Annotated in this window: 16 protein-coding genes and 3 tRNA genes; 5 read left to right on the top strand and 14 right to left on the bottom strand. The window is 63.4% G+C overall.

All coding sequences use genetic code 11. From position 1 onward, the window contains the following. Positions 1–116 precede the first annotated feature (116 nt). The gene (locus J8C01_RS02570) at positions 117–2,615 is read left to right on the top strand and encodes a M1 aminopeptidase family protein (RefSeq protein ID WP_211432274.1); all 2,499 of its coding nucleotides are present in this window, start codon (positions 117–119) and stop codon (positions 2,613–2,615) included. Between the two features lie 29 nt (positions 2,616–2,644). Here the strand turns inward: J8C01_RS02570 and J8C01_RS02565 are convergent, their stop codons facing one another. The 5 genes from J8C01_RS02565 to J8C01_RS02545 all read right to left on the bottom strand — a co-directional run bounded on the left by J8C01_RS02565 (position 2,645) and on the right by J8C01_RS02545 (position 7,654). Next, entirely contained in the window at positions 2,645–3,598 is a 954-nt protein-coding gene (locus J8C01_RS02565) for a bifunctional riboflavin kinase/FAD synthetase (protein ID WP_211432273.1), read from the bottom strand. 105 nt (positions 3,599–3,703) lie between these two features. Continuing rightward, on the bottom strand, positions 3,704–4,729 hold the full coding sequence (locus tag J8C01_RS02560; protein WP_211432272.1) for an L-threonylcarbamoyladenylate synthase: 1,026 nt from the start codon (positions 4,727–4,729) through the stop codon (positions 3,704–3,706). 9 nt (positions 4,730–4,738) lie between these two features. After that, positions 4,739–5,281: a hypothetical protein gene (locus J8C01_RS02555; protein WP_211432271.1), complete on the bottom strand. Its 543-nt coding sequence runs from the start codon at positions 5,279–5,281 to the stop codon at positions 4,739–4,741. A 32-nt stretch (positions 5,282–5,313) separates the two neighbouring features. After that, positions 5,314–6,414, bottom strand: a complete 1,101-nt coding sequence (pheS, locus tag J8C01_RS02550) for a phenylalanine--tRNA ligase subunit alpha (protein ID WP_014099014.1) — start codon at positions 6,412–6,414, stop codon at positions 5,314–5,316. Positions 6,415–6,421: 7 nt separating this feature from the next. Further along, complete coding sequence (locus J8C01_RS02545) at positions 6,422–7,654, bottom strand: prepilin peptidase (RefSeq protein WP_211432270.1); 1,233 nt, start codon at positions 7,652–7,654, stop codon at positions 6,422–6,424. Between the two features lie 148 nt (positions 7,655–7,802). Between J8C01_RS02545 and purH the strand changes: the two genes are divergently transcribed. Then, entirely contained in the window at positions 7,803–9,386 is a 1,584-nt protein-coding gene (purH, locus tag J8C01_RS02540; RefSeq protein ID WP_211432269.1) for a bifunctional phosphoribosylaminoimidazolecarboxamide formyltransferase/IMP cyclohydrolase, read from the top strand. Positions 9,387–9,422: 36 nt separating this feature from the next. On the opposite strand, the gene ubiE is transcribed toward purH, so the two are convergent. Further along, positions 9,423–10,199 (bottom strand): bifunctional demethylmenaquinone methyltransferase/2-methoxy-6-polyprenyl-1,4-benzoquinol methylase UbiE, encoded by a 777-nt coding sequence (gene ubiE / locus J8C01_RS02535; protein ID WP_014099011.1) that lies wholly within the window; start codon positions 10,197–10,199, stop codon positions 9,423–9,425. 123 nt (positions 10,200–10,322) lie between these two features. Between ubiE and J8C01_RS02530 the strand changes: the two genes are divergently transcribed. Then, the gene (locus J8C01_RS02530) at positions 10,323–10,880 is read left to right on the top strand and encodes a ubiquitin-conjugating enzyme E2 (RefSeq protein ID WP_211432268.1); all 558 of its coding nucleotides are present in this window, start codon (positions 10,323–10,325) and stop codon (positions 10,878–10,880) included. Next, positions 10,877–11,830, top strand: a complete 954-nt coding sequence (locus J8C01_RS02525; RefSeq protein ID WP_014099009.1) for a MauE/DoxX family redox-associated membrane protein — start codon at positions 10,877–10,879, stop codon at positions 11,828–11,830. The genes J8C01_RS02530 and J8C01_RS02525 overlap by 4 nt, the downstream gene beginning before the upstream one ends. Positions 11,831–11,889: 59 nt before the next feature. Here J8C01_RS02525 and J8C01_RS02520 read toward each other — a convergent pair whose 3' ends face one another. Further along, positions 11,890–12,210: a hypothetical protein gene (locus J8C01_RS02520; protein WP_211432267.1), complete on the bottom strand. Its 321-nt coding sequence runs from the start codon at positions 12,208–12,210 to the stop codon at positions 11,890–11,892. Positions 12,211–12,346: 136 nt separating this feature from the next. Between J8C01_RS02520 and J8C01_RS02515 the strand changes: the two genes are divergently transcribed. Further along, positions 12,347–12,422, top strand: a tRNA-Thr gene (locus tag J8C01_RS02515). Between the two features lie 15 nt (positions 12,423–12,437). Here J8C01_RS02515 and J8C01_RS02510 read toward each other — a convergent pair. The 7 genes from J8C01_RS02510 to J8C01_RS02480 form a co-directional block, all read right to left on the bottom strand. After that, a complete protein-coding gene (locus J8C01_RS02510; protein WP_211432266.1) occupies positions 12,438–14,627 on the bottom strand; it encodes a peptidylprolyl isomerase in 2,190 nt (729 codons plus the stop codon). Positions 14,628–14,708: 81 nt separating this feature from the next. Next, on the bottom strand, positions 14,709–15,554 hold the full coding sequence (locus tag J8C01_RS02505) for a CheR family methyltransferase (RefSeq protein WP_014099006.1): 846 nt from the start codon (positions 15,552–15,554) through the stop codon (positions 14,709–14,711). 3 nt (positions 15,555–15,557) lie between these two features. Then, entirely contained in the window at positions 15,558–16,082 is a 525-nt protein-coding gene (moaC, locus tag J8C01_RS02500; protein ID WP_014099005.1) for a cyclic pyranopterin monophosphate synthase MoaC, read from the bottom strand. Between the two features lie 120 nt (positions 16,083–16,202). Beyond that, positions 16,203–16,279: transfer RNA gene (locus J8C01_RS02495), tRNA-Asp, on the bottom strand. Positions 16,280–16,331: 52 nt separating this feature from the next. Next, positions 16,332–16,406, bottom strand: a tRNA-Val gene (locus J8C01_RS02490). 90 nt (positions 16,407–16,496) lie between these two features. Next, entirely contained in the window at positions 16,497–17,825 is a 1,329-nt protein-coding gene (thiC, locus tag J8C01_RS02485) for a phosphomethylpyrimidine synthase ThiC (RefSeq protein WP_211432676.1), read from the bottom strand. Between the two features lie 107 nt (positions 17,826–17,932). Continuing rightward, positions 17,933–19,345 carry a SpoVR family protein gene (locus J8C01_RS02480; protein ID WP_014099003.1) on the bottom strand — a complete coding sequence of 471 codons (1,413 nt, stop codon included), beginning with the start codon at positions 19,343–19,345 and terminating at the stop codon, positions 17,933–17,935. Positions 19,346–19,511: the final 166 nt, after the last annotated feature.

The following is a 19,511-nucleotide window of genomic DNA, read 5'->3' as shown; positions in this document are numbered from 1 at the left end:
GTTAGAAAAGGCTTCCCTGGCCCGGCAACCATAGTCGGTTCAGCCTTGGGCGTCCAGCCTGCAAGTCGCGTAGCGACTGAAACTTCCCGTTGTTCCTGACAGAATCCATCCCGACCATGCACCAAGTTCACCGTTTTTTCCGGCACTGGCTTCTGTGGACCATGTGCCTGTGGCTGACACCCGTGGCCGTACCGGCCCAGGAGTTTGCTGACTTCGGCCTCGTTCGCTCAACCATTAGCGTAACGCTTCGCCCGGCCGAATACAGCGCCGATGTCACGGCCACGCTTGAACTGACCAACATTGCCCGGCAGGCCGAAGCGCGGACGCTCACCCTGCGGCTGACGAAAGCGGCCAAAGTGACGGCGTTCACGGTCAATGAACGGGCTTTTTCCACGGACGAAAAGAAACAGCCCGGCGGCGATGCGGCCATTGCCACGTACGTGGCGGAACTCTCCCCGCCCCTGGCGCCGGGAGGGAAAGTCACCGCCCGGCTGGCCTACACGCTGACCTACCGCGAAAGCACCAGCTATGCTGCCATCACTCCCGGCGATACGCTGCTTCTGCCGGAGTCCGGCTGGACGCCCTTCATTCACCTGCCCCAGAGCAGCCACGGCCTGGACACTGCCCCCTACGTCCTGACCGTCGCCCGGTCGCCCGATGGCGAAGTCTGGTCCAGTGGGACGCGCCGGGAAACTGATGATGCCATCGTCTTCACTTCAGATTTGGCGGGTGAACCCTGGCTGGTGGTGCAGCCCTTCGGCCCGCCGGTCAGCCGCCGCGTTGCTGCAGATAACGGTGAATCTGTGACGATTCACGTCCGCAGCGCCCAGGGACTACCGGCCGAAACCCAGCGTCAGGCGCAGCGGCTGGCCGAGGAAGTCGAGCGGATTCTGGCCTTTTACCAGAAGTTGTGGGGTGCGGCCCCGGTGCGTGAGTTCCACCTGCTGACAACGCCCCGCCGCGTGGTTGCTGACCGGCGCAGCCCGGAACTGCGTGGACGGGATTTCGACACCGACCGCGCCATCCGGTATGCCGCACCGGGTGCGGTGCTCATCGAAGCGGCGGCCCTGCGCCGTCCGACACTGGATGCCGAAATGGTGGAATGGCTGACGGCGAGCCTGGCCCAGACCTGGCTCGGCGGCAAAGTCCGGCTGCGGGGGCGTGGGTGGGGCATCCTGGCGGACGCGCTGCCGGCATATCTGACAGGACGCTACATCGAACAGCACTACGGGCCGGCCGCCGGGCGGGATTTCTGGTTGCGTCGGAGCTTTGCCTACGGCCGCCTGGCTGCCATCCGGGTCTCCCAGCAGGGTTTCGAGCGGGGCATTGATCTGATTCCGGTGCTCCAGCATCCGGCTTTCCCGGATTACTACGCCAGCATGCCAAACAGGGGTGCGCTCGTTTTCCGCCTGCTGGAACGCCTCGTCGGGCGTGACACGCTGTTGACGGCCATCCGGGAGACCGTCGCCGATCCGGGGGGCACTGCCACCTACGAAGCGTTCCGCAACCGCCTTGTCGGAACGCCGCCCGATGAGCGCCGCGCCAACTTCTTCCGGCAGTGGTTCGAGGAACTCAGCGAGCCGGATTTCATCATCGGTGTTCCGGTCAGGCGCGAGGACGGCCCGGGCTGGACTTGCGCCCTGCGCAATCTGGGCACGGGCGATGCCAGCCTGCCTGTCGTGGCCATCACTGACAAGGGAGAACGGCTGACCACAACGGTGGAACTGCCTTCCAAAGGCTATGCCACGGCCGTGTTTGAGACCCCGGCCACCATCACCAGCGTCGAACTCGACCCCGAAAAGCTCTATCCCCAGGTGCGCTTTGGCTACGACCGCAACTCCAGGCAGTTCGACAACGATGCCCGCCCGGAACGACGCTACGCCTTCGGGCTACTGCTCGATGCCGAAGCCACGCTCACCCGTCGTCTGAAAGCCGGTGAAACCGAAGCGCAGCGTCAGGCCGAAGCGGAAGGACTGCTGCGCGAGGCTCTGGCCCGCGAGCCGGACTTGGCCCTGGCCCGCGCCTACCTGGCCCGGACACTCATCACCCAGGGTAAGCCCGATGCGGCAGCGGAGCAGGTGGCCGCCATTCGCCGCGCGGCGCTTCCTTCCCGGTATCCGCTGGCGCTGGCGCTGCTGACCGAAGCCGATCTGGCCATGGCCCGCCAGGCCTACGAGCAGGCGCGCGCCGCCTACAAAGCCGCGTTTGAGATGGAATCCGGCCCGGCGCTGGATGAGCAGGCCCGGCGGGGACTGCTGGCCAGTGAAACGGCCGCCGGACAGGCCTCCCCGCCCGACGAGGAACTCCGGGCCTTCCTGGCCACGATGGACAAAGCCATCCGTACGGGTACGTCCAAGGCGCTCGAAGCCTGTTTCATCCGCCCCGACACGTCCAGGTTCGTGCTGGGCATCGTGGTTTCCAAGCCTGACGCCTGGACGACCCAGGGCCTGCGCATGGAACGTCTCGACGCCCGCCGCGTCCTGCTCGACGTACGGGTGGTGGTCGTCTCCGCCACGAAGGAAGAACAAACCGGGACGGGACTGATCTTTCTGCGGCGGGTGGGACAGAGCTGGATGGTTGAACGGCTCGATCAGTTCGTGCTGGCCAAGCGCTAGCCAAACGCCAGACCGGCCGGTGAGGCCGGTCATTCGACGGCCAGCGAGCGGCGGACGCCCGGATGCCGGAAGTAGCGCCGGGTGCGGGCCACGTCGTACGCAATCTGAGCGCGCAGCTCTTCCAGACTGGCGAACTTCCGTTCCGCACGCAGCCGATGCAGAAACCGGGTGCGGAGGGATGTGCCATAGAGATCACCGCCAAAATCCAGGATGTGCGTTTCGACGACGCGCAGACGGTCATCGCTGACTGTCGGGCGGTAGCCGATGTTGGTCACGCTGCGCCGCCAGACGCCGCCAATGAGAGTGGCCGTCACATAGACGCCATCGGCCGGGAGCACGCGGTTGATGACCGCGATGTTGGCGGTGGGGAAATCCAGCGTCCGCCCCAGCCGTCGGCCGGTCACAACTTCTCCTTCGACGCCGTAGGGCCGCAGCAGCATCCGCCGCGCCAGGTTGATGCGCCCCGACTGGATGGCTTCGCGCAGGCGCGTGGAGCTGACCCGCTTGCCCCGCAGCAGCACGGCTTCGACTTCATACGCAGCGCAGCCGTAGTCCGCACCCAGGCAACGGAGCGTGGCGATGTTGCCCTGCCGGCCGCGCCCGAAGGCAAAATCTTCGCCAAGATAGATTTCCCGTGCGCCCAGCGCCCCAAACAGAATGCGCTGCGCAAACTCGGCGGCGGTCAGGGCTGCCAGCGCCGGGTCGAAGCGCAGGACAAGGGTTTGCCGGATACCCAGAATGCGAAGGGCTTCGAGTCGTTGGCCAAGCGTCTGAAGCAGCGGCGGCGCAGCGTCAGGATGCAGAACGGCGCGCGGATGAGGATCGAAGGTGACGACGGTCGGAATGCAGTCAAGGGCCGCCGCGCGCTCGACCACCCGGCGGATGATGGTCTGATGGCCCAAGTGAAGCCCGTCGAAAACGCCCATGGTGAGTACCGTCGGCGTACGCAGGGCAGGCGATTGCCAATCGTGAAAGATGTCCATGCAGGCAGTGCAGCCGGCGCCAAAGGATGTGTTCAGGGCGGATGATACCACCGTCCGAACCGTTCTGTGTGGTGAAGTTACGGGAGGCCCACAGGCACAAGGGGGCTACGGCTTGCCGGCAGCCCGGTGCAGGCGGTCACGCAGCCCATCCCAGGCCGGGTCAGCCGGAACCTGCTCGATGACGATGACCTCCACCCCCTGGGCATCCAGTTCGTGCAGCGCCGCGTAGAGCCGGTGGGCATAGGCTTCCGGCTGCGCCGGCAGGCGGAGCAGTCGGGCGCCCGCCGGTGGTGTGACCTCTGAGATGACCAGTGCCGCTGGACGCTGCCCATGCGCCAACCACCGGGCAAGGCGGTGTTCGATGTTCGGCACGTCACCTGGCAGGACAAGCTCAACGTGCGCCCGTGGGGCGTAGTGACGCGGAAACTGGCCCGGACTCGCCACGACGGCCCCCGGTTGGGGCCGCTGGAAGGGCTGTCCGGCAACAGCTTCCAGCTCTGCCTGGGACAGAATGCCTGCCCGCCAGAGCGTGGGAGGTGTGGTGGTGACATCGAGTACGGCCGACTCAATGCCGACCGGGCAGGGGCCGCCATCGAGCACGGCGGCAATGCGGCCGTCCAGGCTTTTGAGCACGTGGTCGGCTGTGGTCGGAGAAACTTCCGTGAAACGGTTGGCGCTCGGCGCGGCCAGCGGTGCGCCGACGGCGCGAATGAGCGCCTGGGCCACAGGATGTGCCGGCCAGCGGACGCCGACTGTCGCCCCGCCGGCCGTGACCACTGGTGGGATGCGTTCGTGTTTGTGCAGGATGAGCGTCAGCGGTCCGGGGAAGAACGTCTCCACCAGCCGGTGGGCCACCGGTGGAATGGCAACGGCGACCCACTCCAGCCAGTCGCGCCCGGCGATGTGGACGATGAGGGGGTTGTTTGACGGCCGTCCCTTGGCCGCAAAGACTTTGGCCACGGCATCGGCATCAAAAGCCAGTGCACCAAGGCCATAGACGGTCTCCGTCGGAAAGGCCACCAGTTCGCCCTGACGCAGGAGGGCGGCGGCGCGGGCAATGGCCTCCGGTTCCGGGGACTCTGGATGGCACAGGATACGTTCTGTCAGCACAGGCGTCCGGGTTGCCTTCATACGCATCGTTCACGGAAGGCCCATTATCGTCGCCAACCTTGTCTTGAGCGATTCCGGCAGGTCGTCCAGTGATGTACCGAAGCTATGCCGCCAATCGGTCTGGATGTCCCGCTGGCCATCCGCACCGACGACTTCCTGGTAATACACGGCATGGAGCGCCGTTCCTTCCAGTGGCACGACGATGATGAGCCGGTGTTCGTCCTCTATCCGGCGCAGGTTGGGATACAGCCGGACGAGGAGATAATCCCCGAACAGCTCAATGGGTTCTTCAAGGTAATTCCCCTGTTCGACGCCATCGAGAAAGTCCTCCCCCAGCATCTCGGCGAGCGGCTTGCGTAACGCCGGCAGCTTGAAAAAGCTGATTTTCTGCATCCGGCCGCGCGGCCCCCTGACATCGTGGTGCGGATAGCGCCCCTGCCAGACCCGAAGCTGCTGGCGGTCAGGCGTTGGTGCCGACGCCGGGGCCTGTGCCGATGTTTGTGCCGATGTTTGCGCCGGGCCGCCGAAGAGGCCCAGACTTCCAGTGAGCAGCAGGAACAGCAGGCATTTCATGGGTTCACGGTACGGCGCGGGAAGGGGTGCGGTCAGAACTGGCTCAAAAACCGCAGGTCGTTTTCAAAGTACAGCCGGATGTCATCAATGCCGTAGAGCAGCGCAGCCATGCGGTCAATGCCGAAGCCGAAGGCAAAGCCGGAGAATTCCGTCGGGTCAATCCCACAGGCGCGCAGGACGTTGGGATGCACCATCCCGGAGCCGCCGAGTTCAATCCAGCCGGTATGCTTGCAGATGCGGCAGCCGGAGCCGCCGCAGAACGGACACTGAAAGTCGGTCTCCGCGCCCGGTTCGACGAAGGGGAAGTAGCTCGGCCGGAAACGCAGTGTCACCGGACGTTCAAACAGCCGGGTGAGAAACACCTGAAGCGTGCCCTTGAGGTCGCCCATGGTGATGCCGGGCGCGACGTTGAGACCTTCCACCTGAAAAAACATCGGGTTGTGGGTGGCGTCCGGCTCATCGCGACGAAAGACGCGCCCCGGTGCGATGATCCGTAAAGGGGGCTTGCGCCGCTGCATGGCGTGGATTTGTACGTTTGAGGTCTGTGACCGCAGCGCCAGTTCGTCGTCAAGGTAAAACGTATCGGTCAGATCGCGCGCCGGGTGGTCTGGTGGAATGTTGAGGGCGTCGAAGTTGTAAAACACCGTGTCCACTTCCGGGCCGTCTTCGACGGCGTAGCCCATGGCCACAAAGATGTCCTCAATGCGTTCCCGGATTTGCGTCAGCGGATGGGCGCGCCCGCGCCGGCGTACCAGCCCCGGCAGGGTGACATCCACGGCTTCGCGCCGGATGGTTTCAGCTTCCTCGAAAGCCCGTACTTGAGCTTCAAGGTCGGACAGGACGGCTTCGACTTCGGCCTTGAAGCGGTTGAGTGCGGCTCCCTGCACCGGCCGCTGGTCAGCCGGCAACGCGCCCAGTTCCTTGAGTTTGAGCGCCAGCACACCCTGCCTGCGGGCCAGCCAGTAATCATTGACCGCCTGCCACTGCCGGCGGGGTGGTATGGATGTCGGAAGTTCAAAGTCCGGCAGCGTCCATTCCGGGAAGCGTTCGCCAAAGGTGGCAGCCAGTCGCCGGTGGGCATCGGCCATGACGGACTGAAGGGTGGAAGCATTGAGGGTGGATGCGTCAGGCATAAAGCATTCAGGATATGAAGCTGGAAAGGAAGTCAAGATAGGTTGTCAGCCCCTTTTCTCCGAAAAAGAGCGCCACCAGCGCCGCCAACCCCAGCATGACGCCAAACGGCAGCGCATGCTGAAGGGCGGATGACCCGCGCAGCAGCAGACGTGGCAGGGATACCAAAACCCCCAGCAGCGAGGCCATGAGCAGTACGAAAAAGGTCAGCCCTCCGCCCAGAAACGCCCCGACAAACAGCATCATCTTCACGTCGCCCAGCCCCATGCCTTCCAGGTTGCCGGAGACAATGGTATCACCGGGTTCGAGCCGGCCATCCACGGTGTTTTCGAGGGCATCCGGGATACTTGTGATGCGGACGCCCCGTTCTCCCGGCTCGACGCAGGCTCCGTCAAGTGCCGTCATGCTGAGTTCCGGCGTACCGGTATTGGACGAGGCAAACTCAGCCGCGGCCAGTTCCTCCGGCGACAGTTCGCTGAAATCCCCGCCGAGCACATAAACAACGCCGCGTTTGCCGTTTGCGTGGCGCAGCTTGAGGCGGGCCAGGGTGCCGACCACGCAGCGGCGCTTGAGAAAGTCTGCCAGATCGTCGGGTGTCCGAATGGGAAAGGCGCGCAGGCGAAAGTAACCGACGCCCAGCATCCAGAGCGCACCGGCACCAATGGCCATTCCCAGCAGCGCGTTGACCAGTGAGCCGGCCAGCCCGGTCATCGGGAGCGGCCATCCGGTCAGTCCTTCAAAAAACAGGTTCATCCAGGGCAGCCCGACCAGATTGTGGTCCAGCAGCCGCGCCGCCAGCGCCAGGGCCGTACCGGGCAGGGTAATGGCATCGGGCAGGATTTGTTCGTTGAAATCCGTCACGATGAGCGCCACCAGCGCCGCTGCGAAGGCGCAGTTGAAGACACATTGCAACGTCGGACCAAAAACCAGCAGTGCGGTGAGGAAGAGCAGTCCGGTTGCCAGTTCCACCAGCGGGTACTGCCAGGAAATACGCACCCCACAGGCACGGCACTTCCCCCGGAGCAGCAGAAAACTGAGAATGGGCAGGTTGTCGTACCAGGCAATGGTTGCGTTGCAGCTTGGGCAGTAGGACCGGGGCGGTGAGTTGACCGAGCCGCCGCGTGGCAGGCGGTAGATCACCACGTTGAGAAAGCTGCCGATGCAGCTTCCGACGACAAAAGCCCAGATGGCCCAAAACCAGAGCGGCAGGCTGTCGTGGAGTTCGACCATCGAAACAAACATTGCCAGAACCAGACCAAAAGCAGTGGATGCCAGGCTTTTAGGCCGAATTCCGGGCGAAAGACAAGAGAAACGGGTTTTGTTATCGTGCGCAGACATGATCCCGTTTGGGACATCATCTTCGGCAATCCGCCAGACTCTGTAAACGCCTATGACCTTACCCCTTCCCCCACGCGCCCTGCTGAGTGTGTCTGACAAGCAGGGACTGGTTGACTTTGCACGCACCCTGCACGCCCACGGCCTCGAACTCGTCTCAACCGGCGGGACAGCGCAAACCCTTCTCGAGGCCGGTATTTCCGTCCTGGATGTGGCCTCGGTCACGGGTTTTCCAGAAATGCTCGATGGGCGCGTCAAAACCCTGCATCCACGCATTCACGCCGGAATTCTGGCACGGCGCGACCTGCCGGAACATCTTGAACAACTCGCCCTGCACGACATCAGCCGCTTTGATTTCGTCGTCGTCAACCTCTATCCCTTTGCCGACACCATTGCGCGCCCGGAAGTCACCTTTGCTGAAGCCCTGGAAAACATTGACATCGGCGGGCCGACCCTCATCCGGGCCGCAGCCAAAAATTTCCAGCATGTCGTTGTCGTCACCGACCCGGCCGACTATGCCGCACTGGCGGCGGAACTGACCCACACCGGAAGCATCTCCGCCGCGACACGCTACCGTCTGGCCTGCAAGGCCTTTGCCCACACGGCACGCTATGACCGGATGATTGCCGACTTTCTGGCCAACCGGACACAGTTCGAGGAAGCGACGGGGCAGGTTCAGCTTCAGCCTCCTGACGCCTTTCCCCCCCGCCTGTCGCTCGTCCTGCACCGGCAACAGGCGCTGCGGTATGGTGAAAACCCGCACCAGTCAGCAGCACTCTACGTGCCGGCGGAGCATCCTGCCGGCGGTTTGGCTGCGGCCCGCCAGCTACAGGGCAAGGAATTGTCGTTCAACAACCTGCTCGATGCCGATGCCGCCTGGGGACTGGTCGGCGAATTCCGGGATGCGGCGGCCTGCGTCATCGTCAAGCACACCAACCCATGTGGCGTCGGGCTGGGGGCCGTTCCGCTCGAAGCCTTCCGTCTGGCGCGGGAAACCGATCCGGTCGCGGCCTTTGGCGGCATCGTGGCGTTCAACCGGACGGTTGACGCGGGCACGGCTACCGAACTGTCCGAAATCTTCCTGGAGGTCATCATTGCGCCCGGCTTCGATGACGCGGCGCAAAAGGTGCTGGCGGCCAAGAAAAACCTGCGCCTGCTGGTGGTTGCCGACGAAGCCCGCCCGGCAGCGGACTTCCGTACGATCTCCGGCGGCCTGCTTGTGCAATCGCTGGATGATCGGCTGGCGACGCCGGACGAGATGCGCGTCGTCACCCGCCGGTCGCCCTCCGAGGACGAATGGCGCGACCTGCTCTTTGCGTGGACGGTCTGCAAGCACGTCAAGTCGAACGCCATTGTCTATGCCCGGCAGGGCCAGTTGCTTGGCGTCGGGGCCGGACAGATGAGCCGCATTGACGCCGTCAGGCTGGGCGCGATGAAGGCCCGTCTGCCGCTGTCCGGTGCGGTCGTCGCGTCGGATGCCTTTTTCCCCTTCCGGGACGGTCTCGATGAAGCGGCGCGCCACGGTGCGCGGGCGGTCATTCAGCCCGGTGGCTCGATTCGGGATGAAGAAGTCATCGCCGCCGCCGATGAGCATGGACTGGCTATGGTCTTTACCGGCATGCGCCATTTCCGGCACTAGACTTCCAGCGCCGGTCATACGCGCTGACCGTTGGTATCAACGGTCAGCGTCAACGCCGGTGCTGACGGGATCAGCGCTCACCGGATTGGTCACGGCCGGCCTGACGCCGGTGTGCAGGGCGGCAATGCCGCCCGACAGGTTGCGCCACTTCACCTGCTGAAACCCGGCCTGCTCCATCCGGGCCGCAAGGGTGGGCTGGTCGGGAAAGTGCTGTACCGACGCCGGCAGATACGAGTAGGCATAGCCTGACCGTGAGACGGCATTGCCAATGCGTGGCAGAATCTGCGTGAAGTAGAAGCCGAACAGCGGTTTGAGGCCGGGCACGACCGGGTGGGAAAACTCCAGAATGGCCACCTTGCCGCCCGGCTTCAGGACGCGGTACAGCTCGGCCAGCGCCCCGTCCAGGTCCACGACGTTGCGAATTCCAAAGGCGACCGTGGCGACATCGAAACTGGCATCGGCAAAGGGAAGCGCCAGGGCGTCGCCAGCGAGCAGATGCACCGGACGGCCACTCTGCCGGACTTTCTCCATGCCCCGGAGCAGCATCGGCTGACAGAAATCCACGCCGACCGTGGGGGCCAGCCGGCCCAGTTCCAGCGCCAGATCGGCTGTCCCACAGCAGACATCAAGGGCGCGGGCGCCGGGCCGCGTCAGCACGTCCTGCACTTCCCGGACGGCCGCGCGTCGCCAGCGTTTGTCAATGTTGAGTGAAAGCCAGTGGTTGAGCTGGTCGTAGGTCGGCGCAATGCCGGCAAACATCGCCTGGATGCGCCTGGCTTTTTCCGAACCCTGAAAGGCAATGGGATTTTCCATGGTGAAGAATGGCGACGGGCCCGGGGGAATGCACCGTTTGTTTTTCGATTGCCCCAAGCCGGGCTACAATGGGCCTACTCTACCGGTGAAACGATTCCAGGGAAATGGGGGATGACGGTTTTCATGGCCACGCCTGATGATGTCCGGCGCGCTCGCCTGGCGGCGGACTATGAGGAAATGCGTACCATCCGGGGCGAATACATCCACTGGCAAAACCTCAACGTCCCGGCCACGGACTACATCGTAACGCTTCGGATTCGCAGCTACATCGGCCCCAACACAACCCGCGACGAGCACCAGATTCGGATTCTGCTGTCGCCCAACCATCCTTTCGAGAAGCCGACCGTGATGATGCACGGCATGACCCCCATTTTTCATCCGCACGTGTGGCCGGACGGCAAAATCTGCATTGGTCACTGGGACTTCCGCGAGGGGCTGGCGTCGTTTGTCATCAAGCTGGCGCGTTTGTTTCAGTTCGACCCACAGCTCATTGACCCGCACAGCATTGCCAACTATAAGGCGGCGGATTGGTTCTATGCCAACCCGACGCTGTTTCCCTGTGATCAGGCGAAGCTGCCCGTCCCTGGCGAAAAGCCGACGCATACCTTCGTGGTCAAACGGATTACGCCGCCCCGACCGACTGACGTCCGTCCGGGCGGACGCTTTCAGATTCGCTCATGAGCAACGTCGCCGAGGCGGCTTCCCAACGCTCAGAAGCCGCTTCCCTGCCGTGGCGGTTTTATCTTGGCTGGGGGCTGGCCGCCCTGCTGGGGCTGGTGTGGCTGGCCGCCGGCGTCATCAAGGCGCTCGAACCCTTTGATTTCGTGCGGCAGGTGGCTGGTTTCCAACTTGTGCCGGGAAAAGCCATGCAAACGGCCATTGCCTGGGGCTTGCTTGTGGCCGAGTGCGCGCTGGGCGCGGCGCTGATTCTCGGCTACCGCCTGCGCTGGGCGCTGGTGGGGGCCGGATGCCTGACGCTCATCTTCATGGGCGCGCTGGGGTGGGTCATCCTCGCCGGCATTCCGGTCGAGGACTGTGGCTGTTTTGGCTCACAGGTCAAACGCAGCCCAAAGGAAGCCCTGCTGGAGGATAGTCTGATGCTGCTGGTGACCGTGGTTTCGGGATGGCTGGTGTGGAAACCGCAGGCCACAGTGACGGCCTTGCAGCCACGCCGCTGGCGCGGTCTGGGCGTCCTGCTCTGTGCGTTGTTTGGTCTGCTCACGCCGCTGGCTTTTGGCTTCCCGCTTGGCGGCAGCGACTGGTCGCGGGTCAAGGTCTCCGGGACCACGGTCAATGTGGCGACGGGCGAACGTCTCGTGGCGCTCATTGACACGGAGTGCAGCCACTGCCAGGAAAGCGTCCCGCAGCTCAATGCCTATGTGGGCGTGAAGGATTTTCCGCTGTTCGTGGCGCTCTGCTCCAATGAGGAATGGCGTCGCAAGTTTTTCATTCAGCGGTTCGGGGCCAAGTTCGAGCTGGGTGAGATTTCCAAAGAGGACTTCAAGCGTCTGCTGGCGGATGGCGACACCCCGCGCATCGTTCTGCTGCGGCAGGGAAAAGTGCTGGCCGTCTGGAATGGCACGCCGCCCAGCCCCGATGAGGTACGTCGCGCCCGCGCCAAACGTCCGTAGGCCCACCGGATTTCCAGCTTCTGAACGGTACTTGTCTTCTGCTGGCAACAGCACACGTGCTATCCAACGGCTTTCAGGGAAAGCAGATCGGCATCAATCCGCTGCATGGTGGCGCGCAGGTCGAGCATGTCTTGGGCAAGGACCGTGATGCGGTGATCGATGCGGCGGGTGCGCGTGTCTATTTCCTGAAGCATGGCTTTCATCGCTGATTGTTCAGACTTCTGCGTGAGGACTTCTGTCATCAACCTCTGCTGCGCTGCTTTCACAGCCGCAACTTCCGGCAGCAGGTTCCTCGTGACTTCCGTCACCAGTTCCTGAAGCAAAGCCGTCTGCTCGTTCATCGTTCCCAGGACGGTTTCGATGGTAGGCTTTGTTTCCATACGGCGCACCCTGCCTTTCCAGTTGGTTTGTCCAGTCTAACCACCGGGCGGGATGAGGACAACGCGGACGCGCCAACCTCACTTTCCCCGGCATCTTGACAGACGTGGTACTATTCCGCCCTGCCACAGGAAATGGGCCGACTTAGCTCAGTTGGTAGAGCAACTGATTCGTAATCAGTAGGTCGCCGGTTCAAGTCCGGCAGTCGGCTCCACTGCTTCCCTGCCTGCTAATCCTTCACCAGACGAATGCCCAGAATGCGGTCCTGGCGCACCAGCCGGTCCAAGGTCTCCAAGCCTTCGACGACCTGCCCGAAACAGGTGTAGCCGCCGTCCAGGTGCGGCTGCGGCAGGTGACAGATGAACCACTGGCTTCCGCCCGTATCCTTGCCCGAAAGTGCCATGCCGACACTGCCCCGCAGGTAGGGCCGTTCGTTGATTTCACAGCGAATCTGGTAGCCGGGGCCGCCATCGCCATCGCCGCGTGGATCGCCGCCCTGGACGACAAAGTTGGGAACGACCCGGTGAAAGGTCAGGTCGTCGAAGAAACCACGTTCGGCCAGGGCGATGAAGTTCTCAACCGTCAGAGGCGCATCCTCGGAAAACAATTCCAGGGTCAGTTCGCCTTTGGTCGTGGTGATGACGGCGCGCGGATGCCGCGCATACTGCCGCACCAGCCGGCCATAAAAGGCTGCCGGACGGTTCGTGCGGCAAATCCCAATCCGGCTGTCGAGCATCTCGCCTGCCTGCGCGCGCGCTTCCTCGCTCAGGGTGGACGGAAGCCGCCGCCGGAGTATTTCACCGGCCTGCCTGCGTACCAGCCAGTCCGGGTCACGCAGGGCCAGATCAAAGGCAGCTTCTGTGTCGGGATGCGGGTCGGCTGCCAAGGCCTTGAGGATGGCCAGCCGGGCATCGTTTTGCGTGTCCTCCCGCGCCGTAGTCAGGGCGGCAATGAGCGCCTTTCGCCCCTGGTCGGTCGGTGGCAACACTTCCAATGCGGCGGCGGCCGCCGCCCGCACCATGACATCCGGGTGACGCAGTTCCTGCTCCCAGACGGTGGCCCACGCCGGCGTTTTCGGCACGGCCGCCAGCAGCGCCGTGCGCGCACGGGCATCAAGGCCGGTTCGCGCCAGAAAATCTTCGACCACGCGGCGGCGGCGCGGCTCTTCCGGCGGCAGCGCGGCCAGACCGGCAAAGTAATGCGCCTGCGCCCGCCAGTCGTCGTCCGGCGGAAGCAGCGGCTTTTCAGGGTCAGCCCCCAGAAAGGCCGCCGTGCCCAGCCGCGCCAGGGCAATTTCGACTTCCGGGTTGGCCCCCAGCCTGCCCGTCGGCAGCATCCGCAGCCGTTCCAGCCACGGTTGCGCTTCGGTGGCTTTCAGGCGGCCCAGGGCTTCAGCCAGCGTCAAAAGCTCCGGCAGACCATCCCATGTTGGGCGCTCATCCGCTTCCACTGCGGCGTAGCGGGACAGCCCGGCACGCAGCCGGTCCAGCAACGGCGGGACGACTTCTTCCGGTTGGCGTGCGTTTGACAAAGCCCGGATGACGGCAATCCGCACGGCGGCTTCTGCCGCAGCCAGACGGGGGAGCAGCGCCGCCATTGCTTCTGCGTCGCCAATAGCCCCCAACACCCGCGCCAGAGCCACTTGCACCACGGTCTCCCCTTCATCCCGGAAGGCTGCCACGAGCTTCTCACGTTCGCGGGTCAGGGTCTTTTCCGCTTCCGGCAGATCGCTCAACCGCGCCAAAGCGTTGGCCGCGTGGAAACGAACGTTCGCATTTGGCGACGCCAGCCACCTGAGCAGTGGCGGCAGGCCTGCCGCCTGGCGCATCCGCATCACGGCCGTCAGGCACAGTGTGGTGAACAGCTCACGTTCGCTGCCGGGCGGGATGTCTTCCGTTGGCTGCGGCAGGGACTTCAACACGGCGGCCAACAGCCCCTGAAGGGTGTCTGCGTCAAGGGTTTTGGCATTGGCGGCGGCGATTTTGCCCAGAGCTTCTGCACAGCGCGCCCGCACCGGCAGCATTTCCGTTTCCCGCACCAGCATCCGGCGCAGGTCTTCCAGCGGTTCAGTCGTTTCCAGTTCGCCCAGGGCGAAGGCAGCCATGGCGCGCACCCGTGGGTTGCCGTCATCGTAGAGCCGTTCCAGCAGCAGGGTGTATGACCGGGGATCGCCGATGCGACCAAGCGCCAGGCAGGCGCGCCGCCGCACGCGGGCGTTGGACGAGCCAAGGAAATCCACGAACTCCTCGGCGTGGTAGTACCGCTCATCTTCAAGCTGAAGCAGCCGTGCAAAGACCCGCTGGGCCGAGTTGGCGCGCCCCAGAACCGGCGGCGGACCTGGACGCCGCTGCCCCCACACCGTGGAACACCAGCCGGCCGTCAGACAACACAGAGACAAAAAATGGCGACGGTTCATCATAGCCGGACGTTGTAGCGCAACTGGGTTGCGTCCTGCACGACCCGGCCGACCATGGCCGCCCATTTTCTGTTACTCATTCTGTTACTCAGGACGGTGGAAAAAGCCACGTGGCAACGCCTGTGAGGGACGCAGCCGCGCCTGGTTGACCAGTCCGACCTCGACACTCCCAACCAGCAGATAGCCGCCCGGAGCCAGCGCCTGCTGGATGCGGGCCGTCGTCTGCTGTACGGCCGTGTAGTGCATGTGCGTCAACACATTGCTGCACACAATGACATCGAACGGCCCCGGCAGGTGTTGCCACAGGTGCGGGTCGTACAGGTTGGCATGGCGCAGGCGGATGTTGCGGCGCAACCGGCGGTCAAGCTCGCCCGGCGGTGCATCCGGGGACTGGCTGCCGTGGAAAAACCGGTCACGTAGTGCCGGGTCAAGATTCCGCAACTGGAGTGGATGGTAACGCCCCTGGCTGGCATGCAGCAGGGCTTTGCTGCGCAGGTCTACGGCCAGGATTTCGATGCGCCAGTCGGATGCTTCCCCAAGCAGGTCTTCCAGAATCATCGCCAGCGAAAACGGCTCTTCACCCGTCGAGCAGCCGGCGCTCCACAATCGCAGGCGTTTCGTGTCGGCGCGCTTCTCGATGAGTTCAGGCAGCACCATGCGCCACAAAGCCCGAAACTGCTCCGGCTCGCGGAAGAAACTGGTTTCACCCAGTGCAATTTCCTCCGCAACCGAATGGAGTTCACCGGGCGACTGCGCGGCCACGCGGCAGTAGGTCATCTCGTCAAAGAGCAGCCGGCGCGCCTTGTCCGTCACCACGGCTTGCAGTGCCGCCCGCAGGGTCTCGTTCGGAGCCCAGCCGTAAACCTGGGCCAGGGCCTTTTCGAGCTGCGGCAGGTGGGGATTGGTCAGATTCCGCTTCTTGACCGGCATCGCTTACGTTTCCGCCCCGGAGGAAGTCAGGCCCGGTGATGGTGGCACGTCCGAGGTCGGCGTCTCCGACGCCGGCCAGTCCGACGCGCCGCCCGTTTTTGACCGCACCTGAATGTCCGTAATCCGCATCGTACGGTCAATGGCCTTGCACATGTCAAACAGGGTAAGTGCCGCCACACTGACGGCGGTCAGGGCCTCCATCTCGACGCCCGTGCTGGCTCGCGCCCGGGCCGTCGCGGTGATGAGGATGTGGTCCGCAGCCAGCGTCAGTTCGACGTTGACATAGGCCAGCGGCAGCGTATGGCACAGGGGAATCAGCCGGTCGGTTTGTTTGGCCGCCAGGATGCCCGCCAGGCGGGCAGCTTCGAGCGGATCGCCCTTGGGTGTCGTCCGGGCGCGAATGGCCGCCACGGTTTCCGGCCGCATCAACACCACACCCGAAGCCGTCGCCGTCCGGTCGGTGATTGGCTTTTCTCCGACATCCACCATCGTGAGGCGTCCGGTTTCGTCAATGTGGCTGAACGGCATGGGCTTGACAGGCTGACCGGCGACGAGGCCGCTTTACAGGGGCGGTTCAAAGGGTTCTGGCCAAAAGGAAAAGCCGTCCTTCAGCAACGACGAAGCACGGCTTTGTTCCCTTGAAATGTGTGGCGGAGCTGACGGGGCTCGAACCCGCGACCTCCGACGTGACAGGCCGGCGCTCTAACCAACTGAGCTACAACTCCGCAAATTGTTCTCCCCCGCTCACGTCCCACCGCGCCTGTCCGCGCTGCGACGTGGTGGGCGGTACTGGGCTCGAACCAGTGACCCCCGGTTTGTAAGACCGATGCTCTACCACTGAGCTAACCGCCCATCACCGCTCCCCGCGTCGGAGAACGTCCAGAGTAGGCGGGATGCCACTGGCTGTCAAGTCTCTCTGTGTTTGGCCCAGCCCGACATCCTTCAGTCCCTACCGGCCACGGCGGCTGCCGGGCGCGGGGTCAGAAACTTCTCTGAGGTATCCGGCTTCTGCCCGGAAAACTTCCCGATGGCCGCGTTGTCCATGTTGATGGAGCAGAGGCTGCCACACATCGAGCAGACCTTGGCATTGGCGGCTTCGGATTCTTCCTTGTAGCGCCGCGCCTTTTCGGGATCCATCGCCAACCGGAACATGCCGTCCCAGTCGAGCTGCTTGCGGTAGCGGGACATCTGATCGTTCCAGGCCTTGGCCCCCTTGACGCCCTTCACCAAATCCCCGGAGTGAGCGGCAATGCGCGTTGCGATCACGCCTTCAATGACATCCTGCCGGTCGGGCAGCCGCAGGTGCTCGGCCGGAGTGACGTAGCACAGCATGTCCGTGCCGGCAGCGGCAGCAATCGCACCGCCGATAGCGCCCGTGATGTGGTCGTAACCGGGCGCAACATCGCAGGTCAGCGGCCCCAGCACATAAAACGGCGCTCCGTCACAGACGCGCTTCTGAAGCTGTACGTTGGCCACGATCTGGTCGAGCGGCACGTGGCCCGGGCCTTCCACCATCACTTGGCAACCCTTCTCCCGCGCGCGCGCCACAAGTTCGCCCAAAACCAGCAACTCGGCCAACTGTCCCCGGTCGCTGGCATCACTTGTCGCACCCGGACGCAGACCGTCGCCCAGCGAAAAGGTCACGTCGTAGCGGGCAAAGATGTCGCACAGGCGGTCAAACTGTTCATAGAGCGGATTTTCATTGCCGGTGGCTTCAATGTAGGCCGCCAGCAGTGCCCCGCCCCGGCTGACAATTCCCTCGATGCGCTGGTGCTGGCGCAGTTTTCGGACTGTTTCCTTCGTCACCCCGCAGTGGACGGTCATGTAATCCACGCCCTGCTGCGCCTGCTTCTCGATGACGGCAAACAACTCTTCCGGGTCCATTTTCAGAATCGAACCCTCTGCAGCGACCTGGTAAATGGGCACCGTGCCCAGCATGAGCGGGCTTTCCCGGATGAGCGTTTCACGGATCAGGTCCAAATCCGTCCCGGTCGAGAGGTCCATGACGCTGTCGGCCCCGTACTGCACGGCGGCGTGCAGCTTGGCGATTTCCTCTTCGAGCAGTTGGTGGTAGCCCGACGCGCCAATGTTGGCATTGACCTTCGTGCGGAGTCCCTTGCCAATGCCGATTGGACGAAAGTGGTGACGAATGTTTTTAGGGATGACGATGGTGCCGTCGGCCAGCCCCTGCCGGATGAATTCCGGGTCGAGCCGCTCGTCCTCGGCGACGGCGATCATCTCCTCAGTGATCTTGCCAGCACAGGCCAGCATACGAAGTGTCTGGTATTCACCACGCACAGTGGTATCCCTCCCTTGGTTTCAATCAGGGCCTGAAGTGTGGTGGACAAGGCACGTCCAATACAAGCCAGGGCAGCGCACTAGTCTTCGTCGTGGCTGCTTCCGTCATAGTGCAGGACGAGTGGCTCATTGTCCGCGCGGGTTTCCAGGTGCACCGGCCGCCCCCACAGGGTGTAGATGTATTCCAGCACCTTGCGCGCGTATTTGAGGTCCAGTTCCACCCCCTCAAACCGATGGGTCAGGTACAACTCGCGGTTTCGGTTGTAATCCCCATCCGTAACTTCGATGTACGGGAAGCCGAAGTTGGTCATATTGGCCACCAACTGGTCACGGACGCGCTCCCAGCGTTTTTCCGTGATCGTCCACTCCTCGTCATCCACGAGTTCATAGACATAAAGATCGAGTTCTTCGACCAGCTCTTCCGTCAGGTAGTTACGCAGGAAGGACACGTCACTTTCCACTTCCCGCACCTCGAAGATTTTTTCGCGCCCCTGCCCACCGGGACGGCCGTAGGCTTCCCGTTCCTCGGCCGTCGGGTTGTCCCAGCGGCGCTCGATGTCTTCAAAGATTTTGTAGCCCAGATAGTAGGGATTGAGCTGCCCCTTGTGGGGTGAGACGACCGAAGCGTGCAGTTCGGCAAACTCAACGAATTCATCTGTGCCCTCGCACAGTTCGCGCATGATGCGGGCATGCCAATAACTGGCCCAGCCTTCGTTCATGATTTTCGTCTGCATCTGCGGCACGAAATAGAGCATTTCGTCGTGAATCATCATCATCACGTCGCGCTGCCATTCTTCGAGCACAGGGGAATAGTTGGCAATGAACCAGACGAGGTCTTTTTCGGGATAGACCAGCTCGCCCGGCTTGCGTTTCGGCGGCGGTGCCGTCTCGCCGGCCGGCTTCTCGCCCAACCGCAGGATGTCCTCAAAGGGATTTTCCCGGCCGCTGGTGCTTTTTTTCTCCGGCGGCGGGGGCAGGTCACGTTCCTTGCGAATGAAAAAGTTGGGGTCTATGTGCTCCTCGATGGAGAGCACGGCATCCAGAAAAGCCTCGACGGTCTTGCGGCCGTACTTGAACTCATACTCCTCAATACGCGCCGCATGCAGGTTGACTTCATCCACCATCCGCCGGTTGGTGTGGGCAAAGTAGGCGTTGTGCTTGAAGAAATCGACATGCCCCAGCACATGCGCCATCACGAGCTTGTTCTGGAGCGGTGAGTTGGTTTCAAGCAGGAAGCCATAGGCCGGGTTCGTGTTGATGACGACTTCATAAATGCGCGACAGCCCGAAGTCGTACATCGTTTTCATCCGATGGTAAGCCTTGCCGAACGTCCAGTGGGAGAAACGGCCCGGCAGTGCATACGAGCCAATCTCGTACATCACCGTTGCCGGTACGATCTCAAAGTTCACCGGAAACGGGTCGAGACCAAACCCACGGGCGATTTCCCAGATACGTTCGAGAGCTTCTTCGAGAGCAGCGAATTCCTTGTCCACGGCCAGATACCTCGCTCGGTAGCAGTCGGCGCCGGGCAGCAGCGCGACAGTTCGTGGCCGGTCGGAGCAACGGCCACATCGCAGGTGAGATGATTGACGATAGCCCTTTGCCCGGGTCGTCTCAATAGGCGGTCGGGGTGGATGCGACGCCCCTGGGCGTACACGC

It is taken from the genome of Chloracidobacterium sp. D, assembly GCF_018304685.1.
Classification (GTDB): Bacteria; Acidobacteriota; Blastocatellia; order Chloracidobacteriales; family Chloracidobacteriaceae; genus Chloracidobacterium; species Chloracidobacterium thermophilum.
The sequence above is the reverse complement of the archived record's forward strand: the minus strand, read 5'-3'. Positions and strand labels throughout refer to the sequence as shown.

What these genes read in the sequence shown, in the direction of transcription:
- J8C01_RS02505 (WP_014099006.1), bottom strand. Translation starts at nt 15,554, where the DNA reads ATGCCGGTCAAGAAGCGGAATCTGACCAATCCCCACCTGCCGCAGCTC.
- J8C01_RS02530 (WP_211432268.1), top strand. Translation starts at nt 10,323, where the DNA reads ATGGCCACGCCTGATGATGTCCGGCGCGCTCGCCTGGCGGCGGACTAT.
- moaC (WP_014099005.1), bottom strand. Translation starts at nt 16,082, where the DNA reads ATGCCGTTCAGCCACATTGACGAAACCGGACGCCTCACGATGGTGGAT.
- J8C01_RS02510 (WP_211432266.1), bottom strand. Translation starts at nt 14,627, where the DNA reads ATGATGAACCGTCGCCATTTTTTGTCTCTGTGTTGTCTGACGGCCGGC.
- pheS (WP_014099014.1), bottom strand. Translation starts at nt 6,414, where the DNA reads ATGCCTGACGCATCCACCCTCAATGCTTCCACCCTTCAGTCCGTCATG.
- purH (WP_211432269.1), top strand. Translation starts at nt 7,803, where the DNA reads ATGACCTTACCCCTTCCCCCACGCGCCCTGCTGAGTGTGTCTGACAAG.
- thiC (WP_211432676.1), bottom strand. Translation starts at nt 17,825, where the DNA reads ATGCTGGCCTGTGCTGGCAAGATCACTGAGGAGATGATCGCCGTCGCC.
- J8C01_RS02565 (WP_211432273.1), bottom strand. Translation starts at nt 3,598, where the DNA reads ATGGACATCTTTCACGATTGGCAATCGCCTGCCCTGCGTACGCCGACG.
- ubiE (WP_014099011.1), bottom strand. Translation starts at nt 10,199, where the DNA reads ATGGAAAATCCCATTGCCTTTCAGGGTTCGGAAAAAGCCAGGCGCATC.
- J8C01_RS02570 (WP_211432274.1), top strand. Translation starts at nt 117, where the DNA reads ATGCACCAAGTTCACCGTTTTTTCCGGCACTGGCTTCTGTGGACCATG.
- J8C01_RS02555 (WP_211432271.1), bottom strand. Translation starts at nt 5,281, where the DNA reads ATGAAATGCCTGCTGTTCCTGCTGCTCACTGGAAGTCTGGGCCTCTTC.
- J8C01_RS02525 (WP_014099009.1), top strand. Translation starts at nt 10,877, where the DNA reads ATGAGCAACGTCGCCGAGGCGGCTTCCCAACGCTCAGAAGCCGCTTCC.
- J8C01_RS02520 (WP_211432267.1), bottom strand. Translation starts at nt 12,210, where the DNA reads ATGGAAACAAAGCCTACCATCGAAACCGTCCTGGGAACGATGAACGAG.
- J8C01_RS02560 (WP_211432272.1), bottom strand. Translation starts at nt 4,729, where the DNA reads ATGAAGGCAACCCGGACGCCTGTGCTGACAGAACGTATCCTGTGCCAT.
- J8C01_RS02545 (WP_211432270.1), bottom strand. Translation starts at nt 7,654, where the DNA reads ATGTTTGTTTCGATGGTCGAACTCCACGACAGCCTGCCGCTCTGGTTT.